Consider the following 22,992-nt stretch of genomic DNA (forward strand, 5'->3'; position numbering starts at 1 on the left):
TAGAATATATAAATTGGTAAATAGAGAGAGAAGGGGATATGGGGATGAATATTATTGAAATTGAAAGGTTAGAAAAATCATTTGATATTGGGGATAGTAAAGTCAGGATATTAAAAGGCATTAATCTTCAAATTCAAAAAGGAGATTTTGTTTGTATTATGGGGGCAAGTGGTTCAGGGAAAACGACTTTATTGCAGCTATTAGGTGGATTAGATATTCCATCGGTAGGTAGTATTCGAGTTGATGGTACAGAGATTTCAACATTAAAAGAAAAAGAGCTCGCTTTATTTAGAAGGCATAAAATCGGTTTTATTTTTCAGCAGTTTAATTTGATTCCAGTGTTTAGTGCGGAGGAAAATGTAGGATTACCTTTACTGTTAGATAATGTCTCTCAAAAGAAGGCAACGGTGACAGCAACGCGATTATTAGAACTTGTCGGATTGAAGGGAAAAGAAAAACATTTACCAGCACAGTTATCAGGTGGGCAACAGCAAAGGGTTGCGATCGCAAGAGCTTTTGCAAATGAGCCGGCTATTATATTAGCAGATGAACCAACAGGGGCACTAGATTCGGAAAATAGTAAAAACATAATTGCGGCACTTCGCAATGCGTGTGATGAGTTAGGGCAAACAGCTGTCATTGTAACGCACGACCCGTTCGTAGCGGCCCATGCGGATAAAGTTGTTTTTTTATTAGATGGTGAAGTGATACATGAACATGCTGAAAGTAAAGGGTGGAAGTTTCGAAATATCCCGCAACAAGTTACTCACATTCAAGAGATTATGAATCGTCACTTTAAAGTAGGGGGTAAAGGTGATGCGATGGGTAATTAAGTATGCAGTAAAATCGATGAAACAAAATTGGCTGCGAAATATGTTGATTGCTCTCGGTGCAGCTTTAGGTGTTATGTTAGCGACGATGTTATTATTAGGCAATCAATCAGTAGAGAAAAGTGTGAAAGAACAAGTAGTAAGCCGGTATGGGGATTATAATTTACAATTTGGTTATATAAAAAATGATATGTATTTAAATAATGAAAGTTTAAAAGGAATAGATGGCTTAGAAAATGCTGAAAAAATATCAAAAGTACTTATACCATATCCTTTTCCAAATTATAAAGAGTTATCGGGAAAACCGTCCTATTGGGGTGTGGAGCAAGATTCTCCAGAAATGCATTCTTATAAAATATTAGAAGGTCGATATCCGAAAGAAGGGGCTGAAGTAGCACTGACAAAAGGATATACAGATCGTGAAAATATACGGGTAGGAGATACGATTCCTTTGCCATTCCCGCAACATGGAGAAAAGAATGTGAAAGTCGTCGGCATTTTAAATCCGCCGCTAATGGCAGCAATGGGGCATAGTGCGTATTTTCCAATTCATTGGCTTCAAAAAGAATTAAATCTACCAAATCAATTTAACCTCGTTCAAGTTAAAACAGTCGATGTAAATGTGAAAAGAGCAATTGCTCTTGATGTAAATAAGAAGATAGAAAATATAAAGGTGGATCAACGTACTTATGTTGATAAGGCGTTTGAACGACTAAATGTAATGAAGCCTTTAATTTTTAGTTTAGGTGGTATTGCTTTATTTGTTGTAGCTCTGTTAATAATGGGAAGTTTCTTCTTATCTGTTAGAAGTCGATTTAAGCAGTGGGCATTATTACGTGCGCTTGGTAGTAACACAAATCAAATTATAGTCGTCGTTTTATTAGAGGCTTTATGCATCGGAGCAATCGGATCGCTAGCAGGAGTTATTCTTGGAGCAGGTACGCAAACAATCGCTGCATCATTCATTAATAAATGGGTGAATATTGAGGGCGCAGGGAAAGCATCATTCTCGATTTCAGGTGAGATTTTACTCATTACGTTTTTACTAGGGATTGTTATGTCTATCATAGGGGCCATTATACCAGCTTTCATGGTTAGAAAGATTCCACCAGTTCAAGCACTTCGGCCTGGTCTTCCTAGTAATGAAAAAAAAGAAAAAAGATGGAGTGCTTTTAGCCTTAGCATTTTAATCATTGGTACCGTTATTGGACTCACGGGTAGCGTATTAGAGCAGTATATCGGTTTTAATCCAAGTGCGATAGGAGCATTTTTATTTGCGGTCGGTTTGTTATTAGCGATTCCGTTATTTATTCGTATGATAGCACCAGTGATTGCAAAACCGTTTCAAATGATATTACGAATTGAAACGACGATTAGTAGCCGGAATGTCATTCGTTATCGAAACAAGGCAGCTGTGTCGGTTGCTATATTAGCATTTGGTTTTATGTTAGCACTTGTTGGAACGATGTATGTAAATTCTATGTATGAAGGTATGAAAAAAGGATTACAAAAACATTTACCAGCGGACTTAGTAGTAAGAATTCCAGTAGAATCGCAAGGAATAGAAACATTACCGTTTAGTTGGATGGAGAAGGTTAGAAAAATTGATGGTGTGGAATCGAGTGTTGGGAATGCTACTGACTTTACTGCAAAGCTTGTGAATTATGACTTTAAAAAAGCGAATCAAGAATGGTATGAATTTATGAAAAAAAATAACTTGAACTATGATTCAATGGAAGTTGTAGGTAACGATATTGTAGCGTACCAGAAAGTAACAAAGGCGAAAGTGATTGCAGGACAAGCTTTAAATAAGCCATTACAAGATGGTGAGGGAGTCGTTACGAAGGAAGTTGCTAAAAATTTAGGGCTTCAGTTGCATGATACGGTTGACGTACAAGGAAAAGGGAAAGAAAAACAAACAATTAAAGTCGTTTCGATTATTGAGCAAGGATTAAGGTTAAGGAGTTTGGATATTTTCGTAAATGAACAATGGGCTCGGGATAAGTTTCGCGTACAAGGATATGAAGCGATTCAAATTATGACAAATTCTAATCAATCATTTGAAGTGATTAAGAAGCAAGTAAAAGAAATTACAAATAATAAAGAGAATGTAGAAGTTATAAACAGTTATGATTTATTGAAAGAACAAGAGCAGTTATTATCGCAAATGATGATGTTAATTCGCTTGTTAGTTGTAATTGTTTTCATTATTTCTGGTATAGGATTAATGAATGCGATAGTCGCAAGTTTACATGAAAGACGTGCTGAAATTAGTATGATTCGTGCGGTAGGGGCTATCCCAAAGCAAATGAGACGGATCGTTTTATTAGAGGGAACTTTACTTGGAGCGATAGCTGGTTGTATAGGGATTTTTGGCGGGATTTTGTTTAGTTATATTGTGTTATCGAGCTTAGAGCTAACAGTGATTATCATTCCGTATAATCAAGTTGTCATATTGGCCCTAGCTAGCGTGATGCTTGGAGCAGGTGCAGCAATGATTGCTTCATTACAATTAAGAAAGTTCAAATTAAGTGATACTTTAAAGGAGTTATCAGCATAAAAGATTACTACACCCCGCTCATACAAAGAACAAAGAAAACAAATAAAATAATGACAATACCAATGCCGAAGTTAAATACGAGAGTACTATCCATATATGTAGCCTCCTTGTTTGAAAGTAAAAAGCACTCTAGTTAAGAGTGCTTTTTTATTTTGAATCTACTTTATAACTTTTAGAAAGTGATTCATGCGTGTAATGATTTACATTATTTTATGTATTTATACTTTGAAATGAGTAAGTCCTTGTTGGATATAGAAAAAAAGACACTCGTGGAGTGTCTTTTAAGATGACAAAATGTACCAATTTCTTGAGGTTGATAAGACGCTAATTTCCGTGTTAACGCCTTTTCTTTAATCAAGAAGTGTAGCAACAGCGATTCAAATAGATTGTACCATTTGTTTAATTGTGGTGCGTATGCAATTGTGCATATTATGATCATGAGGTAGGTAATGAACTGTGAATAATTTGAAGTGATTTATTTACGATTTCTTCTGCGGCATATATGCCGATTGCGTCTGTTTTTAAAATATGAGGTTGTAAGTTATCATGCATTGCCCCTAACTCACCATGAAGTGGTGCGAAGGCATGGTTCGCCTTTTCAAGCATGCATAAATCAAGTAAAGAATCCCCAGCTGTAATAATCGTATCTATTTGCAAAATTTCTTTTATATATTGCACGGCGTCCCATTTGTTAATTGGTTTTGGTACAAAGTATAGCTTTCTACCTTGAAGTGAATGATTCCAGCCTTGTTTGCCTAACCAGGAAGTGAAGGATGATAATTCATCATAAGGAATGTTCTCCCGTTTAATAATGCAATAATGGAATAGATCATCAGCTGTTTTTTGTGATATAACCCAATCTTTATGAGCTATTTGTCCAAATTCCTTTAGTATGTCGTTTCCCTCTATACATTCAAACGATAGTCTTTCTTTTACTATCCTGTTCCAAGTACCATCTTGTTTACCGTTATGAAGGATATTACCGCCGTTACTTGTAATGGCGTATTCGGGAATGATTTCGTCTTGGAATAAAGAAATACGCTGAAACTGCTCAATAGTTCTTGTTGTAACTGGGATGAAATGTGAGTGCAGTTGCAATTTTTTTAGTAGTGAAATGGTTTTATGTGATATGAAAGAAATTTCTTTCCCATCTAAAGTTTCAATGAGTTGAATTGATTCATCTTCTATAGGGGCACGAAACGATTTCCGGGAATAAATAAGCGTCTGATCAAGATCACTGGCGAAAATCATATCGTTTCCCCCTTAAGAGGCTTAATGAGCCCGCAACATGAATAAGCCATATTCTCATAGATTTCAATAGGGACATTCTTTTCTTTAGCAAGAAGTAAAATATGCTTTAAATCGGGATTGTTTTGCTTACGTATTAAAATTTTCCACGGTATTCTCCGGAGTAATACGCGAGTTGTTTCACCGACTCCTGGTTTAATTAAGTTAATATCGTCAATTTCAAAGTGATTTTGGATAGACTGTATATCTTTTAATCCTTGCCAAGAGGGATCAGTGTAAGTTGAAGTAATATAACGTAATTGATTATCTATATGAGAATGAACAGAAGGGAATAAATCTGTTACCTCATCAACGAAGAAATTTGATAAGTCTTCTTGCTCTAGCTCTTTATAATATTTAACACCATGAAAATCATTTGGACCGATATAGGTGTCATTTAGTACAGTGCGGCTAATGAGTCCAGAGACTGTTGCATTTAAGCAAGCGCTAGGAATAAGAAAATCTTCACGTGTACCGTAAATTGAAGTACAGTAACCGGGATCAGCAAGCACAGCCATACAATGAGAAATGTGTGTATTATTTCGTTCGTTAAATGTGTGTACTGCATATTCTAATTCTTTTTTTATTGCACCTTTTCCAGTCCACCCATCAATGAATTGAATTGTTTCTTTAGGGTGATGTTCCAAAATATAATGGAGTGCATTTTCATCAATACCGCGTCCGCGAACAATAGAAATACAATAGTGAGGTACATCAAGGTTGTATTGATAGCGTATGTAGCGTTTGATAAGAATGCCAATAGGTGTACCAGCACGAGCTAATGAAACGAGGACAAGGTTAGTTCCTTTAGTTTGTATAATCTGTTCGGCGACAACTCCAACAGCGATGGCTAGTTTGTGTTTGTATTGTTGCAGGGAAGAAAAGAATAAATCCATATACGCTTTAGAGGGTTTATATTCCATTGGTAACATTTCGGAATAATGTGTGCCAGCTTGAATTGCTTGTTCTCTAGTTTCCGTGGAACTTTCTTTCATTAAATCACTAATATCTTTTAATAGAAAAATAGCATCATTTGGATTGTAACTACTAATATGAGAATTTAATTTCACCATAATTATCAACCTTCCTTTTCTATGCTATTTGAAAATGAGACGATATGAATAAAAGGAATAACTGTTTGTAACTGCTGTAGAAGAGGAGATAGGGCTTCTTCTCCTAAATCACGCTCAATAAAAACAAATACTTCATCGTAATCATGAGGTGAAATATTATAAAAGTAATTTGTAATAGTAGAATCTTCAGGACTTGGATATGAGAAATGATTATGAATGGCGTAGTTCACATCATTTGAAACAGGATGGATAGGGCTTCTTGTTGTAGATTGATATAAAATATTTTCACCCATTTCAGCAGCAATTTTCATTGGGATATACATAAATTCACCCGTTCCGAGACAGAGTGTTCGTTTTCCCATTCTTTCTCTTTTTAAAGTTTTTCCTGCTTCTTGGGCGAAAGAATGAATGTGCTTTTGTTCATATGCTGAAATGCCAAATCGCCCAGTATATTTTATATAATTTGATGTATAGGGTGATTTTGGGCAGGTAAGGGCATGTTTTTTGAAATCAGGTTTTGTTTCTTTAATTTGAATCTCTTTTTTTGCAATATTTAATGGTTGGCCAGTTGTATGAATACTGCCTTCTAATAAAGAAATAACATGAACCTTAATTTGAAGTTCTTCTTCTAATTGTTTAAATTGTTTTCTATTAGTATGAGAACGCCAGTCTAACAAAGAAGCAATTATATATTCTTCTCGTGGGAATTTATTTTGAATAGATCTAATAATATTTAATGCTGTTTTTCCTGTTGTCATCTCATCATCTACGAGAACAATTGAATTGTTGTTTTGAAAAAAGCTTTCATCTACATAACAACGGTGTGATGTTGCATGAGAATGTTCTTCCTCAAATGTAATGACAGATTCTAGGTGGGGTATCGATTCCCTAGTTGTATGTACATACTTTGCATTTTGAAAGCATTGAAACATAGAATGACCAAGTGATGTCGCTGTTTCAGCGAATCCGATGAACAAAACTTCTTGTTGCAGAGGATATTGATAACGAAATACTTCCTCTGGGATTTCATCAATTTCTAATGAAATGAGATTTAAAATTTCTTTTTGAAATGGATGAGAAATATTATGTAGTATTTCCATATATCTTGCAGCGAGAGCAACTCCACTTGATAGAGAGACTGCAGGTTTAATAGGAAGATGCTTTCCAAGGATTGTACTCACAAATAAAAAACTACGTTTCTTATTTATTCTCGCAGCCATTTGAAAAAGATTGTCTAGCGCTAAATTATATGGATTATCACGTACTTCTACATGAACTTGTATATTATTTAAAACGTTATACGTGTTGCTTTGCGTTTGTAATAAGGAGATCGGTAAATTGTTTGTTTTCATGTAGCACCCCGTAAATATTAGATTTTAAAATGGTTTTGCGAGCCCAGCCATAATGAGGTTTTACTTCATTCATCTTGTTAGAAAAACTGCTTTTTAGCACTCCATTATACGTATCTGCATTTTGTAAAATTAATCTCGCATCTAAATAATCTTCCATTGTGACAATGTGCATTGCCTGTACAACTTTAATATGAGATGGATGAATAACTGTCTTTCCGATTAAGCCATTTGCATGGTCAAGTGATACCTCTTGAATAAGCCCTTCTTCATGATCATTAGAAAAATATTCCCATACACATCCTGAAATAATATATTCATTTGTTGCCCTTGAGAAAACGTTAATAATGTCTGAAATACAATCACGGACAACAGTAATATGATAGATAGGTGTGTATTTATTGCGCCGAATACTAAATATACTTGAAAAATCAGTAGCACCAATACGTACATTTAAGATGTAATCGTGATAAGAATCTAGTAAATCCTTTATTTGTAATAATGATTCTGCCCGTGTTTCCTTATACATAATTTCGGGTGATTCTAAAATCGGCATGCCATATAGCGATAATGAGTATAACTCGTTTATATATGCAAGCTGATCGATATAAGTCTTTCCGTTAATTGGTGTGAATTTTGGAAAGACAAAACCACATAAACAATGAACAGCACTACCTAATTCAGTAACAATTTTCTTCATTTGACTTGGCTGTCGAACTCTAATAAAAAGAAGTGGGATGTCTGCTTGATTTAGTATGTTGGCACTGACTAAGTTAGCGATTTGCTGTATTTGAACGACGATGTTTTGCTCTGCAAGTTTTACTTCCTCATCGCTTATAGCGTCCTCTAGACAAAGAATAATTGAGATAGCATCCACATGTTTCCTTATAATTATATCTTCCGCAATCGTTTCTTTCGTGCCAGGAGTATATAGTGTGGCACCTAGTGCGTAAGCTAGTTGTTCTTTCCCTATATTTTTTGAAAAATTAAGAGGTTCTTTATAGAAAAAATTTTGCCGTTCTTCTGAGGAGAGATAAGAAAAGTAATTCAAATTGTCACCACCTTATTTATAATGATTCTGTTTAATCGTAACATAATAAGAAAAATCTTCCATAAAAATGAAGCAAGAAATTAAAAAAATATATTGAGAAAGATGAATTATAAGATGAATATCGAATATTGTTAATAGAAATATAATAGGGGGAAAGAGAAAGTGGATATACATAAATTAACAGAGGAAGAAGCAAATGAGATAAATACTTGGACGTACGAGGAACCATATAATTTATATAGTTTTTCAGGCGAGAAAGAAGTAATGGAAGAGCTATTAGATGGAACGTATTATGGCTGTTGTGATGATCAAGGAGACTTCATCGGTTATTTTTGTTTTGGAGCAAATGCACAAGTACCAGGTGGAAGAGATGCTCATTTATATGGTGGAGAAGATGTGATTGATATCGGACTTGGCATGAAGCCGGCGTTAACCGGGAAAGGAATGGGGAAAGAATTCTTCCAAGCTGGAATAGCGTTTGCCACGAAAGAGTTTAATGCAAAAATGTTTCGATTAAGCGTAGCGACATTTAATACAAGAGCGATTACGTTATATAAAAATATCGGATTTAAGCAAGGGCCTATTTTTTTGAGTCGCGGAAGAGAATTTATGCTGATGGAATATGAAAGACCGTCAGCATGAACCTGACGGCCTAGAAAACACTATTATTCTGAGTGCTCAGCTCGGTGCGCTAAACGGCTTGAAGCAGCGGCAGCGATTCCGCCAACGATATCATCAAGGAACGTATGCACCTTTCCAGTTGATTTATCATTTAAGTATTCTAAAATACCAGGTTTTAATTTATCAATATATCCAAAGTTCGTGAAACCGATAGAGCCGTACACATTCACGATAGAAAGTGCGATAACTTCATCAATTCCGTATAAGCCTTCATCACGTTTTACAATATCTTGTAACGGTTCACTTAGCATTCCCTTTTCAGCAAGGACATCAAGCTCGATACCAGTAATCAGTGCGTTTTGTACTTCACGTTTTGATAGTACACGTTCTACATTGTAACGGCATTCTGACATCTCTAAATTTGGATGATATTTTTTTTGAAGAAAATGAACAAGTTCAGCAATATCGTCAATTGTTACACCGCGTTCTTGTAATAGTTTTAATGCTCTTTCTTGTAGTTGATTTGATTCTTTCATGTTTATCACCTTTTTTTCTTTTTAGTATTTGTATACGTTTCGTTGCTTTATCATGTGCATAGGAATGAAAGGCGAGCACAAGCTCATATATATAAAGAAAAACCATAGGTGGCGACTGCGATGATTCAGCATATTTATGAGCATTATCACATGCATGTTAAAGAATTAATCCCCCTTGGCCCCTATAAAAGCTTTTGGATTCGCAACAAAATTTATGTACTTGTTCCAATTGGAGAAATGGAGGAAGAAGTACTTGTAGAGATGAAAAAGCTCAGTGATTATATGAACCAGCAAGGGGATATAACTGTAGCGACTTTCGTTCCGACTATACACGGCTACTATGTAAGTGAGATAGAAGAACAAAATTACTGCTTATTAAAAGGTATGCGCACGTTAGAACGACATGCTATGTCATTAGGAAGTGAGCTTTCTATATTCCATAAACGAGGTGCATTCTTTCCAGAAGAAATTGAGCAATTAAGCCGAATTGGTGAATGGAAAGCGTTATGGGAAAAAAGGCTCGATCAATTAGAAAAGTTTTGGCAATCACAAGTGATGAACCACCCTTCAGATGTATTCGATCAATTGTTTATTGAATCCTTCCCGTATTACTTAGGAGTTGCAGAAAATGCAATTCAATATGTTGTCGATACAGAAATGGATGATACGCCGCAACTAACGGATGCAGCAACAATTTGTCAAGAACGATTCACACCTTTATTATGGCATCAAACGAAGCGTCTCAAACTTCCTTTTGATTGGGTGTATGATCACCCGAGTCGAGATATTGCAGAATGGATCCGCCATATGACAATAGAAAAAAAGAAAGACTGGGAGCAAACAATCGTTCAATTTGTTACGGATTATGAACGGAATTATTCGCTATCCTCATTTGGCTGGCGCTTATTATTTGCAAGGCTCCTGTTCCCGCTGCACTATTTTGAAACGGTCGAACGATATTACCAAACTGGAAACGAAGAACAAAAAAGCATATATAGAGATCGCTTAGAAGCCATTTTACACGATGTGAACCGCTCAGAGCAATTTATGAAGCATTTTTATGGCTCACTTCGTTTACCAGTAGATAAGCTCGGGATTAGAAAATTAGATTGGCTATCTTAAAAGTATAAAAAAGAGACCGATGGAGGTCTCTTTTTTATACCACAATTTTATGTAATACATTATGCCCCTACCTGCTGATCTGCACATATATTTAAAACGAATTGATGCCCTTCGAGTTTTTCATTTACTTTACCCAATAATTCTTGCTGGATTTCTTTAAATAAAAATTGATAGCTTGTATTCCACGTTGGTATAGCGGATGAAAGGCCTAATAAATACTCTTTTTTCTTTTCTAGTTCTTGAATTGTTAAAAAAGTGTTCCCCATTTTTGGCATCTGTCGTCCCCCTATGTTTTTTACTTTATATGTGTGAACGATTCACTATATAGTATTAATTATCGCATTTTTTGAGAGGGATTTCCAATTTTGTTTTATGATGTTAACGGATAAATGTGATTTGAATAAAAAAAGGAGACCAAATTTGGTCTCCTTTTAGCAAGTGACTCTGAACGAGCCGCTTCCGCTTTTAATTAAAATACTTGCTCTACTTCGATAACGCCTGGTACTTCTTCAAGTAACGCGCGCTCGATACCAGCTTTTAGTGTGATTGTAGAACTTGGGCAGCTTCCGCATGCACCCATAAGGCGTAGTTTTACGATACCTTCTTCAATGTCTACTAATTCAACGTCTCCGCCATCGCGAAGTAAGAATGGACGTAATTTATCTAATACTTCTAATACTTGTTCTTGCATATGTGGGTTTTCCATTTTTATCGACTCCTTTCATCAGTTTTATTATAATCAAGATAGAGGGGAAAATCTATTTTTTCTCTTCTTGTTTTATTGTCGAAATTTTGTATCGTGTTTTTTCAGTATAGGGGTATGGAATAAGTTTGTAAAATGATGTGCTTATGTAATAAGACATCTGAATATACTGTTGGGACAAGAAGTGGGGGAGAAGAAATGGTTAATGTTCAAGTGTATGGGACGAAAGTAATTTGTGCGAGCTGCGTTGGAATGCCATCTTCAACAGAAACGTTTGAATGGTTACAAGCGGCAATTGGTCGTAAATATGAAGGACAAGAAAATAAATTTAATTTCGAGTATATTGATTTCCAAGAAGAACAAGAAGATGCGGATAAAAAAGCATTCGCAGAGCGCGTAGTGGAAGAAGATTTATTTTATCCGGTCGTTCTTGTAAATGGAGAAATTGTTGGAGAAGGAAATCCTCGTTTGAAGGATGTTTACGAAGAAATCGAGAAATATTTATAAAACAAGAAGTCTTTGCGAATTTGCAAAGGCTTTTTTTATTGGAGGGATAGATATGAAAAATGGAGTGAAGCATGCGTTACCAACGGAAGTAGAGCAGTTAATGGAGCGGTACACAGTAGAATTAAAAGAAATTTTTTTGGATGAAAAAATAGTCGGGGTATATATTTACGGATCCATCGCACTAGGTGCATTTCATAAGGAAACGAGCGATGTTGATTTTGTTACAGTGATAAATGATTCCGTGAATGAAGCTGAAAAACAGCAGCTTGTGGAACTACATAAGAAACTTAGTGATAATATGCTAGGTAAAAGAATGGACGGTATGTATATTCCGCTTGCTGACTTAGGGAAATACAATGATGAAATGAACGAGTACGTGTATTGTGCAGATGGTAAAGCTAATGTTGGTCATTGGGACATTAATGCGGTCACATGGTGGACGTTGAAAAATCAAGGCATTACAGTTACAGGAAAAGAAGCAGAAGATCTTCCGCTGCAAATACAATGGAATGATGTAGTAAATACGATGAAATACAACGTAGAACAGTACTGGAGTGAAAAGGCGAAGAAGCCATATTTATTTTTTATAGAAGAGTGGGTAGAATCAGCTGTCGTTACGATGGGACGTATTTTATATACACTAGATCATAAAACAATCGTTTCAAAAGATAGAGGCTTGCAATACTTGTCAGAACGTTCAGCGGAAGAATGGGAGCTTTTATTAAAAGAAGTAGCGAGAATACGGCAGAACCCAAAAGAAAAGCGAATGCTCTCAAGGTGGAGAAGGGCAGATATGACGAAGAGGTACTTACTGCATTTAATTGAGATGTGTAGAGAGAAATGGTAGGGAAGAAAATGGACAATACAGTTGAGGTATTGTCTTTTTTTACGTTTTATTTGGTATATAATGGTTAAAAAGGTTTAATTATACTGGAGGGGATATAATGGAAACGGAATTAGCTACATATGAAGAAAAGAATGAACAAATGAGTATGCGCCAAGTAATTAGCATTCTATTAATTATTTTTGGGGTCATGCATGGAATTGGTTTTTTGAACCTTTTATATGATTCTTCCTTATACCCATGGTATGTAGATCATCTTATTCCACCTTTCACGTTTTGTATGATTATCGTAATGTATGCACCGGCAAGAAATTGCTGCTTACATTTAATAAAATCATTACAATTCAATAATCTTAAACATTATGTAACGATAGTAATAACAACGATTGTAATGCTTATGTATCTTGCGGTATTAAATGTAGTTTTACCACATGGGCTTGGTGTGGATGAATCTAATATAGTAATAGAACCTACTACAAGTGAAATCATTCTATACGTAGTTGTGCTCACAACTTTTGCGCCTATTTGGGAGGAAATTGTATTTCGAGGTATGTTTTTTATGAAATTATCTCAGCGCTTCTCTACACTTAGTAGTGCTGCTATAAGTGCTTTCATATTTACTTTAGGGCACCCCCTTACAGTAGGGAGTATTTTATATATTTTTGGTATGGGCATATGTTTGGCATACACATATAAGAAAACGAAGAATTTACTCGTTCCAATTGGGATTCATTTATTAAATAATTCGTTTTATTTATTAGTAAATTTTCAACTATAAAAAGACGCCTTTTAAAAAGGCGTCTTTTTTATTTTGTAGTAGATAGAAAAGTATTTACAAGTATTGTGTAGAGGAAAGATAATAGAAAAAAATATGTGCATGGGGGAAGATGATGAGTAAATATAAATTACATATAGATAGAGAACAATTATGGAAAGGCTGCGTTTTAAATTCGATTGCCCATGCAATTAATGTAGCGCATTGTCCAGATTTCTCATATGAAAGTTCATGGGATGGATTTAACTATAGTATGCAAGATAGCCAAGGCGGACAAGGGGCAATTACGTTTCATCCGAATTACACGATTGTATGTCTTCAAGATGTGAATAGTGAGAGAATGGATGAGTGGATTGATGCGAAAAGTTATTTTGAAGGGGCACCTTCGGAAGTAATAGATATTGCGAAAGAAGAAGCACTTCAATACGTATTAGAAGAAGTAGAAGGCGAAACAGTTCCTTTTATTACAACTGCATTTTGGATTGAGGATAGTGGTGCGTATTCAATTGATTCATTTGAAGAGATGGAAGAGCACGGTGGATTCTTATTAGAAATTCCATTACTTGATACAGAATCAGCAATGGAAAGACTGGAAGAAGAGTATGAACTGACAGAGGAACAAATAGAGCTTTTACAACTCGTGTATGAGAAAAAAATCCAAAGGCCAAATGAGGAAATTAAGTTGTCTAAAGAAGAAGTAGAAATGATTGGAACGGAAGATAGCGAAGGATTGGAAGCTAGCAAGGAGTCATTTGCAGAAATGAATATTACTTGGGAGTTGTAGGATAGGATATAACATTGTGATAAAGGACTAGTAGAAAGCACAATGTGAAATTACATTGTACTTTCTACTAGTTTTTTCATATACATATCAATTTCGTGAAAGAATATGGGCTCTTTTTCCTCGGTATTCAGATGCACGGTGCAATGTAAATATTGCTGTAAGTAGCGATTAGCTTGTTCGTACTGTTTTAATTTGTAGAAAGAAAAACAGGTAAGAAGTAGAAACGCTTTTTCTTCTAATATTGGAACGACAGCTAGTACCGGAGTAATGGAATGTATATTTATTTCCACTAAATTTTCATAAGATGCCCACGTTTGAAACCAGTCGAAAATAGTAGAAAGGTAATTCGGAATGTTGATAGTTTCATGTGAAACATTATGCAGAGAAAGTTAATAATGAACTATTCATTAGTTGTGTAAGTGGAAATATGTTTGAACTAGTAGAAGGCTAATTTGTGAGCTCTTTTAAGTCGAGATGTTTGTTTTAAAATAATAGTATATATTCACTAAAAAAGATGTATAAAAATGATTTTGATGCATCCTTTTTAGTGAATATATAAAATAATTAACTTAGTGTATTAAAGATATGATACATGATTATTTTAATATATTTAAAAGTAAAATGAAATAAGAAACGGATAATTGTCGGAATATATTCGATTTCCGTTCATTTTTATGAAATATGTGTACTTTTTGTTAGATTCCTTCATTTTGTGCATATACAATAAATGTATATAGAAATAAGAAAAGGATGATGTACGTGAAGGACACTGTTTTACAAGAAACGATTTCTCCACAAGAATTACATAAAGTTGTTCAAAAGAATACAGCTTATTATGACTTTAAGTGGGGTAAAGTAGAAAATCCAGCGCAAGGGAATACATGGAATTGGGTAGCCTTTTTCTTCCCAACTTTTTGGTTAGCTTATCGAAAAATGTATAAGTTATTTATTATATTTGCGTTATTGGCTATACCTAGTATAGTTATACCCCCTTTTATAGATATTCCAGATGGGATTTATGTAACATTTAATTTAGCTCTTCAATTAGGAATGATGATATTTACTGGATGGCAAGGAAACCGTTTATATTACAAGCATGCTGTTCGTGTTTTTCGTAAGGGAGAAGATGCGTCTGATCATGAGAAGGCGTATTTCTTACAATCAAAGGGTGGCGTGAGTATTGCTGGTATGATTGGTTTACAAGTTATAGTCGGGATTGTGTTTGGGTTAGCTGCGTTCGGGCTGTCCTTTTTACCAACTGAACCGAATATTAAAAACGTTGTTCGTTCAAGTGGTGAAGGGGTTACGTTAGAGATTATGACTGATAATCCAACTTGGAAGTTTGTGAAGAAAGAAAAAGATTATGACGTAGTAGAGTTTACTGGTTATGATTATACAGAGAAGAAAAACGTGAAAATTAAATTTGCTGTTTATTTCGATGAAGATTATTTCGAGTGGCAAGAGATATATGAAAATAATAAGAAGTTAAGTGAAGAAGAATTAGAAGAATATCAAATTTACATTGAAGAAAATAATTGGGGGTTCTAGAGGGAACTCGTTCATTTTGAAAAGAAGAATCTTGCGAAGGTTCTTCTTTTGTTTATCAGGGGGAGAGAAATGATTTCAGCATGAATAGAAGCTCTAATAGGATCTATTAGTTTAAGTACGGGTTTACACACGAAAAATATTGATGTTAACATACGTTACTTGCAGCAGTATGAATGGTTTCTAATGATATATGAAGACGAGAAGTATCGAAAGTTATTTATTACGAACTACAAAGTTCGCTCATATTTACAAAGTAAGCTAAGAGTTCGATTGCTCGTAAAAAATAAAAATGCACAACGAAGATTTTTAAAATTAGTAGAAGAGCAAATAGAAAAACGGCATACAAATTGAAATTTTGTAAAATACAATAAAAAATGAGAATTTGAGGTAGGGTTGTCAATAACGTGAGACTATGGCACTATAAAGAAATGCTATACAAATTTTATTTATCGAGATGTAAACATCAATTTTGATTTTTACGTATAAATAATGAACGGAGGAAATGAATTTATGGCTACTTTACCAAATTGTCCAAAATGTAATTCAGAATATACGTATGAGGATGGTGTTCTTTTCGTATGTCCAGAATGTGCTCATGAGTGGGGCCAAGAAGCAGAAGCTGAAAATAATGATGGTGCAAAAGTTGTAAAAGATGCGAACGGAAACGTTCTTCAAGATGGCGATGCTGTTACTGTTATTAAAGATTTAAAAGTAAAAGGAACTTCTTCAGTTGTGAAGATCGGTACGAAAGTAAAGAGTATCCGTCTAGTTGATGGCGATCACGATATCGATTGCAAAATCGACGGTTTCGGAGCTATGAAGCTAAAATCACAGTTCGTTAAGAAGGCGTAAGTAAATAGAAGAGGAGGCGAATAGCCTCCTCTTTTTATTATGTCACTTTTTGTCGGTAAATCGATATTTATTTCGTACAAAATCGTTGATATATTCTGAGTTATGATAGATATATTTGAAAAATCGTTGATATATTGCAAGTTATGATAGATATATTGAAAAAATCGTTAATATAATTTCATTCATCGTGAACTACGCACGATTCACCGTGCACCATAGTCAATTTCTTTCAACTGACATCGCTTATTAAAGAACGTTTTATATCCAAGCTGTAAAAAGATAATGACAGCAAAGGCAGTACTTCCAGAAATACCGAGTATGATAGCGATTTGATATTGAATGGCTGTGAATGGTGATACACCGGATAATATTTGACCAGTCATCATGCCTGGTAAGCTTATAATTCCCATTCCGACCATAGAATTAATTGTTGGTAAAATAGCAGAATCAAAAGCGTCTCGAATGAGCGGAGCAGCAGCTTCTTTCGGTGTTGCGCCGAGCATAAGTGCACCTTCAATTTGACCTCTTTGCGATTTCATATTGTTTAAGAACGTATTTGCACCAAGAGAAACACCAGTCATGGCATTCCCAACTAACATTCCTGTAATAGGGACGATATATTGCGGAGCATACCAAGGGTCATGACCGATAATAACAAAGATAAATAGTAGAAGTGGCCCAATTGATCCGGTGACCATGGAAAGGGCGGCTACTCGTTTTAATTCTTTAGACATTGGGATGTTAACCCGTTTATAAATATTAAAAATTGCAAAGGTAGTAATAGAAGTGATGAGAGCGATTGTATAAAATGGATTACTGTTTTCAAATACGTATGTAAGGACATATGCAACAAGTACGAGCTGAATCGTCATACGGAATGTTGCGAGCGCGATTTGTTTTTCGCGAGGTATTCCTTTTAATTTTACAAGTCCAATTAAAATAAGAATGAAAATATAGGCAGCTGCAAGTTGCCAAATTTGGAGTTCAATAACGCCCTTCAACTGAGAGCACTTCCTTTCTAGTTGCACCCTTTGTTTTGCTAATTTCAATAATATCATCTGCAATTTCTTCTGGAAGTTGTTGTGAGTGTGTGATGAAGATAACTGTTTTTTTTCTTTTTTCGTGCTAGTTCAGTAAATTGTTTCATAATGCGGCGTTCTGTATCACTATCTAATGCTGAAGTTGGTTCATCTAATAAATAGACAGGCGAATCCATAAGTACGATACGTGCAAAGGCAAGTCTTTGTTTTTCACCGCCGGATAATGAGGAGGTGCTATCTTCTAATTGCTTGTCTAAGCTAACGGTTTGTAATGCACTCCGCAGGGCATCATCATTTGGAAATGGTTTTTCAGAAAGACGAAGTCCCATTAATAGGTTGTCTTTAACGGTTCCATCAAAAATAGGTGGAGTTTGCCCAAGCATAACTACGTCACGACGTAATTGAATAGGGTGATAATCAGAAATTAAATTTCCGTTATATTCAATTGTGCCGGATGTTGGGGATTGTAAATCGTTTAACATGCGAAGTAATGTGCTTTTTCCGCTTCCGCTTTCACCGATAATACAAGTAATCTTTTCTTTTTGAATCTGTAAATAAGGAATGTGTAGTATATCTTTATATATAACGTCTTTTAATATAAACATAAATCGCTCCTTTCTGATTCTAGTTATATCGTATCAAAAAAAGAGGGGAAAATGGTTATAACGAACAACGTTTTTTCTTCGTCTTGAGTTTTATTAATAAGTTAAGTAAACGATCTAATTCTTGGCTGAAAGAAATCACTTTATCATGAGTGAATCCGTATCGTTCAACGAGATAGATTAGCTCTTTCTTTTTCGCTTCTATTCGATTGTTTAGTTTCGATAAGTTCATAAGTGGAATGTAATGCCTCCTACAAAAGTATTTATCACATGAAAAATAAGACCGAATGAACTCGGTCTTAAAGGAAGTAATAAAACAACTTACAAATAGCATACAATGTTTATCAATATTTTTTAATATAAAAATGAAAAATAAATCATTATAAATATTGAGAAAGATGTGTCTGATAATTTTTAAAAACTGATGCAAAGAGGCTGCCTACATAGTAGACAGCCTGTAAGGTATTAACCTTTATGATATTTGTACATCCAAAGAAGACCAGATTTTAATAATCTCGGTACACGTCCCATTAATGGTTGGTTTGCTAGTAAACCAAAGCCGTGCTTCTTACCAAGAGATCCTAGAACACCTTTTAATTTAATAACAGGTAGTTCATCCGGGAGTGGTTCATTATTCCAACGTTTTAATAATATTTGGACAATTTGTTCTCCTTGACCTTCAGCCAGTTGGGCAGATGGTGCATGTGGAAGTGCTGCGCAATCTCCTACAACGTAAACATGATCGTTATTTGGAATATTATGATATTTAGTTAAGACAACCCGTCCGCTACCATCTTGTTCAACTGGAAGGTTTCGAACAACTTCATTTGCTTGAATACCAGCTGTCCAAACGATTGCATCACATTCAAGTGGTTCATCGTGGTTGTACACAATATTTGGTTCTACTTTTGTAATGTTAGAGTTTCGTATGATGTTAACTTTATGCTTTACAAACCATTCTTCTACGTATCTACTTAATTTCTCTGGATATGGGAATAAAATTCTATCTTTTCGATCAAATAAATAGATTTTTAAATCAGAACGGCTTTCACGAAGTTCACTTGCTACTTCAACGCCACTTAAGCCAGCACCAACGACAGCTACTGTTGCATTTGGTTCTAGACTATTTAATTGTTCATATGTCTTACGTGTTTGTTCAATTGATTGTAGACTATGTGTATATTCTCTAGCTCCAGGAACGTTATGATATTTATCTTCACAGCCAAGTCCGATAATTAAATCATCATATTGGATCGCTTCGCCGCCATCAAGATGAACAGCTTTTTCTTCGAGGTCAATATTTGTTACTGTGCCGTATTGAATATTGAGGCGTGGGTGTTCAGGAAACGGTATACGAATATGCGTTTCTGAAATAGTACCCGCAACTAATGCATAATATTCAGTTTTGAAGCAATGATATGGTACTTTGTCGATTAATGTCACTTGTACATCATCTGGAAGTTGGTTGCTTGGAAGTAGCCTTTGCAGAATTCTCATTCCACCGTAGCCGCCACCTAGTATTACGAGGTGTTTCATGATGGATTACCCCTTTTCTGTTGAAATATCCCCTAATCATAAAATTTTATATTAATAAAATATTTTGACTTTACTCAATCAAATTATATCGAATTTGTGAACAAATAACAATGCATGAATGAATACTCTGTTGTACAATAAGAAGAAAAGTAAACTGTTTTTCTTTTTAAGTTACTCTTTCATTGTAAGTAGCATGTTATATAGAAGAAATCATCTACTTTGAAGTGAAGTAATGAAGTAACTAAATAGTTTAGACTGTGTAACGAAAACAACAAGAAACAGCTTAGTTTTCTTCTTATAGATAAAGTGAAAAGGTAATTTGTTTTGTAGTACAGGGGGGAGAATTTTGATTAAACCATTAATTGAATTTTGTGTAGGTAACCTTGCAAGTGGTTCACAAGCAGCTCTAGAAAAATTAGAAAAAGATCCGAATTTAGATGTAATGGAGTATGGTTGTTTAGGATATTGTGGCATTTGTTTTGAAGGACCATTTGCACTTGTAAATGGTGAAGTTGTACAAGGTGCAACAGTAGAAGAGCTTGTTAATAATGTATATGAGTATTTGGATGAAAATCCAATGTTTTAAGGTGTTGCGAATTAGCAGCACCTTTTTCATTAGATAAAACTTTATTTCGTGGGGAAGACTAATACTGAGTATTAGTCTTCCCCAATCGAAAATAGTAGGATAAATAAAAAAAGGCCCTTTTTAGAAGGGCTTTTTTCTTACACAAATTGTGTAAGAGTGGCTCATCGCCAAACGTTGTCAAATATGAGAAACGGGGGACATTCATATTGTGTTCTAAAAGCATGCATTTTATACTTAACATAACAAATTATTTTGGAGTGAATATAAATGAGCCAATTTTCTTTTACAAAAATGCATGGTCTTGGCAATAGTTATATATATGTAAATATGTTTGAAGAGCAAATTCCTGAAGAAGATTTAGCCCTTGTGGCCGAAAAGGTTTCAAATATTAATACTGGTATTGGAGCAGACGGGATGATTTTAATTTGCCCTTCAGACGTAGCTCCGGTGAAGATGCGTATGTTTAATAATGATGGTTCTGAAGGAAAGAGCTGTGGTAACGGTTTACGCTGCGTAGCGAAATATGCGTATGAGCATAAACTAGTAGAAGAAACAGTTTTCACAATTGAAACGTTAGCTGGTATTGTAACGGCTGAAGTAACAGTAGAAGATGGTGTCGTGACATTAGCAAAAATCGATATGGGAGCACCTCGTCTAACACGTGCAGAAATACCGATGCTTGGTGAAGGTGAAACACCATTTATTCGTGAAAACTTCTTATACAATAATCATCGTTATGCATTTACAGCTGTTTCAATGGGAAATCCGCATGCGGTTATTTTTGTTGATGATGTAGAAAAAGCACCTCTTACAACACTTGGACCAGTTCTCGAGACACATGAAATGTTCCCAGAGCGAGTAAATGTTGAGTTTATCGAAATTTTGAATAATGACGAGATGAACTTCCGCGTTTGGGAACGTGGATCTGGTGTAACGCAAGCTTGCGGAACAGGAGCGTGCGCTGCAGTTGTAGCTGCTATTTTAAATGGAAAGATGGAACGTGGTAAGGAAATTACAGTCCATTTAGCTGGCGGCGATTTAATGATTGCGTGGACTGAAGAAGGAAACGTGTTGATGAAAGGACCTGCGGAAGTAATTTGCCGCGGAGTGTATGAGTACAAGATAGAAGCGTAAAGATGTATAATGGACTAAGAACAGAAAGGAAGGTGTATTTCATGATTGAAGTAACAGAACAAGCAGCTTTTCAAATTAAAGATATGTTAAAAGATGCTGAAGATGGAGAGAAGTATGTGCGCCTTGCTGTACACGGCGGCGGATGTAGCGGTCTTTCTTACGGCTTAGGATTTGAAGTAGAACCAAAAGAAGACGACACAGTTCTTGAGTTTTTCGGTGTTGAATTTGTTATTGATACAGAAAGTGCTCCGATAGTTAAAGGAGTAAAAATTGACTATAAACAATCTATGCTTGGCGGCGGTTTTACAATCGACAATCCAAACGCAATCGCATCATGCGGATGTGGATCATCTTTCCGTACAGCATCGAATGCTGGTAAGCCAGAAGAGTGCTAAGTTTTTAGCCAAAAAAGAAAAGGCCTTTTTAGCGATGGAATAAAATCGTTAGAAAGGCCTTTTCTTTTTGCGTTAAAACAGAAAATGCATGTAGAGTTACTTTAGATTTTAATTTAAATGTTATTATATACGGTATATATGATTAATGCTGTGAATTCGAGATTCATATTGTTCATTTTAAGATAAGATTATGTAGAAAAAATGTAAACTTTGAACCGAATGGAACTGTTACGGATGTAGTGGAAGACGGTTTACCACGATAATAAATTAGTTACAGGAAGAATTGTAGTAAAGTTGTCTTTGATTTTATAAAGTTTTTGGGAGCATCTCCGAATATAGGTGAAAAAATAATTCTCTTAGCCATGTTAACTACAGTATTAGTATTTACCGAAGTTTCTTCCAAATTCAATAGCGTTATCGTGGATGTTGTTGTCGTATTATCTTTGTTGATATATACCGCAGTAGGGCAGCAATTGTAACTGGACGTAAAAGGACGCGGAGGAGTAGCAGCTTCCTTTTAAAAGAAGGAGGAAAATATGATGGAGGATATTCTTGAATTCCTAAGGAGATACGTAATTAAACCTATTATTAGTTTAGTGAGATATCTTGTAATAGAGATTATAATTGAGGGCATAATAGAAGGCGTAATAAACGGTATAAGGAAATTACGTGATAAGTGGCGGAATTGGCGTGAAAGACGTTATTGGCGGTAGTGTAGCTGATGAGCGTGCGAAACAAAAACGTTATACAGAAGCTTAATGGAATGACAATTTCTAAAGTGAAGAAATAATTATTATCTTACAAAAGTGTAATGTTCATGTCATGTTTTTGAATTTCTTCTTTAAGCTCCGGGCTTTAAGATAAGAATATAAGAAAAAACATATGAGGTGAAGGAAATGAAAAGATACATTGCACTATTTAGTATTTTAGTTGTATTTGCAAGTTTGTTAGTTGGTTGTGATTTAAACCGTATGGGTAAAGATGAGTATTATGTTCAAATTACAGTAGATGGAAAAGAATTTGATAGTAAAGCTAGTAATGGGCAGAAATTTAAAGATTATGAATATAAGCTGACTGGCTTTGATAAAGACGGTAAAGAGAAAGAATTAGAATTCATAGCTCAAAAAAATCTTCGTAAAGAAGCATTCCTACGCGTATACCACTCAGATAAAAAAGGTGTAACAGCTTGGGAAGAAGTGAAAAAAGACGAGCTTCCAGCGAAAGTGAAAGAAAAACTAAGTGTGAAATAAGACAGAT

25 protein-coding genes and 3 pseudogenes are annotated in these 22,992 nt (G+C 35.1%); 16 read left to right on the plus strand and 12 right to left on the minus strand.

Annotated elements, in window-relative coordinates:
* Positions 1 to 44 precede the first annotated feature (44 nt).
* Together HMPREF1014_RS23255 and HMPREF1014_RS23260 are read left to right on the plus strand one after the other, a co-directional pair.
* A complete protein-coding gene (locus HMPREF1014_RS23255; RefSeq protein ID WP_001021176.1) occupies positions 45 to 833 on the plus strand; it encodes an ABC transporter ATP-binding protein in 789 nt (262 codons plus the stop codon).
* On the plus strand, positions 817 to 3,390 hold the full coding sequence (locus HMPREF1014_RS23260; RefSeq protein WP_001267750.1) for an FtsX-like permease family protein: 2,574 nt from the start codon (positions 817 to 819) through the stop codon (positions 3,388 to 3,390). Before HMPREF1014_RS23255 ends, HMPREF1014_RS23260 begins: the two co-directional genes overlap by 17 nt.
* A 435-nt stretch (positions 3,391 to 3,825) precedes the next feature.
* Here the strand turns inward: HMPREF1014_RS23260 and HMPREF1014_RS31385 are convergent, their stop codons facing one another.
* From HMPREF1014_RS31385 to HMPREF1014_RS23280, 4 genes are read right to left on the minus strand one after another with little or no spacing between them, the layout of a single operon-like run.
* On the minus strand, positions 3,826 to 4,641 hold the full coding sequence (locus HMPREF1014_RS31385) for an HAD family hydrolase (protein ID WP_000575385.1): 816 nt from the start codon (positions 4,639 to 4,641) through the stop codon (positions 3,826 to 3,828).
* Positions 4,638 to 5,750 (minus strand): cysteine protease StiP family protein, encoded by a 1,113-nt coding sequence (locus tag HMPREF1014_RS23270; protein ID WP_000239907.1) that lies wholly within the window; start codon positions 5,748 to 5,750, stop codon positions 4,638 to 4,640. Before HMPREF1014_RS23270 ends, HMPREF1014_RS31385 begins: the two co-directional genes overlap by 4 nt.
* A 5-nt stretch (positions 5,751 to 5,755) precedes the next feature.
* Entirely contained in the window at positions 5,756 to 7,102 is a 1,347-nt protein-coding gene (locus tag HMPREF1014_RS23275) for a phosphoribosyltransferase family protein (protein WP_000856284.1), read from the minus strand.
* On the minus strand, positions 7,047 to 8,150 hold the full coding sequence (locus HMPREF1014_RS23280) for an HpcH/HpaI aldolase/citrate lyase family protein (RefSeq protein WP_001106077.1): 1,104 nt from the start codon (positions 8,148 to 8,150) through the stop codon (positions 7,047 to 7,049). The genes HMPREF1014_RS23275 and HMPREF1014_RS23280 overlap by 56 nt, the downstream gene beginning before the upstream one ends.
* 162 nt (positions 8,151 to 8,312) lie before the next feature.
* On the opposite strand from HMPREF1014_RS23280, the gene HMPREF1014_RS23285 reads away from it, so the two are divergent.
* Positions 8,313 to 8,792 (plus strand): GNAT family N-acetyltransferase, encoded by a 480-nt coding sequence (locus HMPREF1014_RS23285; protein WP_000351145.1) that lies wholly within the window; start codon positions 8,313 to 8,315, stop codon positions 8,790 to 8,792.
* A 23-nt stretch (positions 8,793 to 8,815) separates the two neighbouring features.
* Here HMPREF1014_RS23285 and HMPREF1014_RS23290 read toward each other — a convergent pair whose 3' ends face one another.
* Complete coding sequence (locus HMPREF1014_RS23290; RefSeq protein WP_000665094.1) at positions 8,816 to 9,307, minus strand: phosphatidylglycerophosphatase A family protein; 492 nt, start codon at positions 9,305 to 9,307, stop codon at positions 8,816 to 8,818.
* Between the two features lie 120 nt (positions 9,308 to 9,427).
* Between HMPREF1014_RS23290 and yutH the strand changes: the two genes are divergently transcribed.
* Positions 9,428 to 10,429 (plus strand): spore coat putative kinase YutH, encoded by a 1,002-nt coding sequence (yutH, locus tag HMPREF1014_RS23295; protein ID WP_000614218.1) that lies wholly within the window; start codon positions 9,428 to 9,430, stop codon positions 10,427 to 10,429.
* A gap of 59 nt (positions 10,430 to 10,488) precedes the next feature.
* Here the strand turns inward: yutH and HMPREF1014_RS23300 are convergent, their stop codons facing one another.
* Positions 10,489 to 10,704, minus strand: a complete 216-nt coding sequence (locus HMPREF1014_RS23300) for a hypothetical protein (RefSeq protein WP_001125493.1) — start codon at positions 10,702 to 10,704, stop codon at positions 10,489 to 10,491.
* A 194-nt stretch (positions 10,705 to 10,898) separates the two neighbouring features.
* Positions 10,899 to 11,135, minus strand: a complete 237-nt coding sequence (locus HMPREF1014_RS23305) for a NifU family protein (protein ID WP_000431159.1) — start codon at positions 11,133 to 11,135, stop codon at positions 10,899 to 10,901.
* A 195-nt stretch (positions 11,136 to 11,330) separates the two neighbouring features.
* On the opposite strand from HMPREF1014_RS23305, the gene HMPREF1014_RS23310 reads away from it, so the two are divergent.
* The 4 genes from HMPREF1014_RS23310 to HMPREF1014_RS23325 all read left to right on the plus strand — a co-directional run bounded on the left by HMPREF1014_RS23310 (position 11,331) and on the right by HMPREF1014_RS23325 (position 14,042).
* Positions 11,331 to 11,639, plus strand: a complete 309-nt coding sequence (locus HMPREF1014_RS23310; protein ID WP_000248588.1) for a YuzD family protein — start codon at positions 11,331 to 11,333, stop codon at positions 11,637 to 11,639.
* Positions 11,640 to 11,691: 52 nt separating this feature from the next.
* On the plus strand, positions 11,692 to 12,486 hold the full coding sequence (locus HMPREF1014_RS23315) for a nucleotidyltransferase domain-containing protein (protein WP_001986998.1): 795 nt from the start codon (positions 11,692 to 11,694) through the stop codon (positions 12,484 to 12,486).
* A gap of 97 nt (positions 12,487 to 12,583) precedes the next feature.
* Complete coding sequence (locus tag HMPREF1014_RS23320) at positions 12,584 to 13,261, plus strand: CPBP family intramembrane glutamic endopeptidase (RefSeq protein ID WP_000447119.1); 678 nt, start codon at positions 12,584 to 12,586, stop codon at positions 13,259 to 13,261.
* Positions 13,262 to 13,373: 112 nt separating this feature from the next.
* Positions 13,374 to 14,042 carry a hypothetical protein gene (locus HMPREF1014_RS23325; protein ID WP_000049708.1) on the plus strand — a complete coding sequence of 223 codons (669 nt, stop codon included), beginning with the start codon at positions 13,374 to 13,376 and terminating at the stop codon, positions 14,040 to 14,042.
* 50 nt (positions 14,043 to 14,092) lie between these two features.
* Here the strand turns inward: HMPREF1014_RS23325 and HMPREF1014_RS32505 are convergent.
* Positions 14,093 to 14,425: pseudogene (locus HMPREF1014_RS32505) on the minus strand (DUF4304 domain-containing protein); the annotation flags it as partial.
* A 367-nt stretch (positions 14,426 to 14,792) separates the two neighbouring features.
* On the opposite strand from HMPREF1014_RS32505, the gene HMPREF1014_RS23335 reads away from it, so the two are divergent.
* The 3 genes from HMPREF1014_RS23335 to phnA all read left to right on the plus strand — a co-directional run bounded on the left by HMPREF1014_RS23335 (position 14,793) and on the right by phnA (position 16,442).
* Positions 14,793 to 15,590 carry a DUF2628 domain-containing protein gene (locus HMPREF1014_RS23335; protein WP_113710572.1) on the plus strand — a complete coding sequence of 266 codons (798 nt, stop codon included), beginning with the start codon at positions 14,793 to 14,795 and terminating at the stop codon, positions 15,588 to 15,590.
* Between the two features lie 84 nt (positions 15,591 to 15,674).
* A complete protein-coding gene (locus tag HMPREF1014_RS31930) occupies positions 15,675 to 15,941 on the plus strand; it encodes a hypothetical protein (RefSeq protein WP_238143389.1) in 267 nt (88 codons plus the stop codon).
* Positions 15,942 to 16,100: 159 nt separating this feature from the next.
* Positions 16,101 to 16,442: an alkylphosphonate utilization operon protein PhnA gene (gene phnA, locus HMPREF1014_RS23340; RefSeq protein WP_000212737.1), complete on the plus strand. Its 342-nt coding sequence runs from the start codon at positions 16,101 to 16,103 to the stop codon at positions 16,440 to 16,442.
* Positions 16,443 to 16,645: 203 nt separating this feature from the next.
* Here phnA and HMPREF1014_RS23345 read toward each other — a convergent pair whose 3' ends face one another.
* From HMPREF1014_RS23345 to HMPREF1014_RS23360, 4 genes and pseudogenes are all read right to left on the minus strand, one after another.
* Positions 16,646 to 17,443 (minus strand): ABC transporter permease, encoded by a 798-nt coding sequence (locus HMPREF1014_RS23345; protein WP_025966887.1) that lies wholly within the window; start codon positions 17,441 to 17,443, stop codon positions 16,646 to 16,648.
* Positions 17,427 to 18,087: pseudogene (locus HMPREF1014_RS23350) on the minus strand (ABC transporter ATP-binding protein). The gene HMPREF1014_RS23345 and the pseudogene HMPREF1014_RS23350 overlap by 17 nt, the downstream one beginning before the upstream one ends.
* A 55-nt stretch (positions 18,088 to 18,142) precedes the next feature.
* Positions 18,143 to 18,316, minus strand: a complete 174-nt coding sequence (locus tag HMPREF1014_RS31390) for an aspartyl-phosphate phosphatase Spo0E family protein (RefSeq protein WP_001054089.1) — start codon at positions 18,314 to 18,316, stop codon at positions 18,143 to 18,145.
* Between the two features lie 233 nt (positions 18,317 to 18,549).
* The gene (locus tag HMPREF1014_RS23360; protein WP_000682077.1) at positions 18,550 to 19,620 is read right to left on the minus strand and encodes an NAD(P)/FAD-dependent oxidoreductase; all 1,071 of its coding nucleotides are present in this window, start codon (positions 19,618 to 19,620) and stop codon (positions 18,550 to 18,552) included.
* A gap of 346 nt (positions 19,621 to 19,966) precedes the next feature.
* Between HMPREF1014_RS23360 and HMPREF1014_RS23365 the strand changes: the two genes are divergently transcribed.
* From HMPREF1014_RS23365 to HMPREF1014_RS23380, 5 genes and pseudogenes are all read left to right on the plus strand, one after another.
* Positions 19,967 to 20,206 carry a YuzB family protein gene (locus HMPREF1014_RS23365; protein WP_000595026.1) on the plus strand — a complete coding sequence of 80 codons (240 nt, stop codon included), beginning with the start codon at positions 19,967 to 19,969 and terminating at the stop codon, positions 20,204 to 20,206.
* Positions 20,207 to 20,473: 267 nt separating this feature from the next.
* Complete coding sequence (dapF, locus tag HMPREF1014_RS23370; protein ID WP_000077397.1) at positions 20,474 to 21,340, plus strand: diaminopimelate epimerase; 867 nt, start codon at positions 20,474 to 20,476, stop codon at positions 21,338 to 21,340.
* Positions 21,341 to 21,381: 41 nt separating this feature from the next.
* Positions 21,382 to 21,735: a HesB/IscA family protein gene (locus HMPREF1014_RS23375; RefSeq protein WP_000573825.1), complete on the plus strand. Its 354-nt coding sequence runs from the start codon at positions 21,382 to 21,384 to the stop codon at positions 21,733 to 21,735.
* Positions 21,736 to 22,419: 684 nt separating this feature from the next.
* Positions 22,420 to 22,488: pseudogene (locus tag HMPREF1014_RS32510) on the plus strand (methyltransferase); the annotation flags it as partial.
* A 143-nt stretch (positions 22,489 to 22,631) separates the two neighbouring features.
* Positions 22,632 to 22,985 (plus strand): YxeA family protein, encoded by a 354-nt coding sequence (locus HMPREF1014_RS23380; RefSeq protein ID WP_000833145.1) that lies wholly within the window; start codon positions 22,632 to 22,634, stop codon positions 22,983 to 22,985.
* The last annotated feature ends 7 nt before the right edge of the window (positions 22,986 to 22,992 follow it).

The organism is Bacillus sp. 7_6_55CFAA_CT2, assembly GCF_000238655.1.
Taxonomy (GTDB): Bacteria; Bacillota; Bacilli; order Bacillales; family Bacillaceae_G; genus Bacillus_A; species Bacillus_A cereus.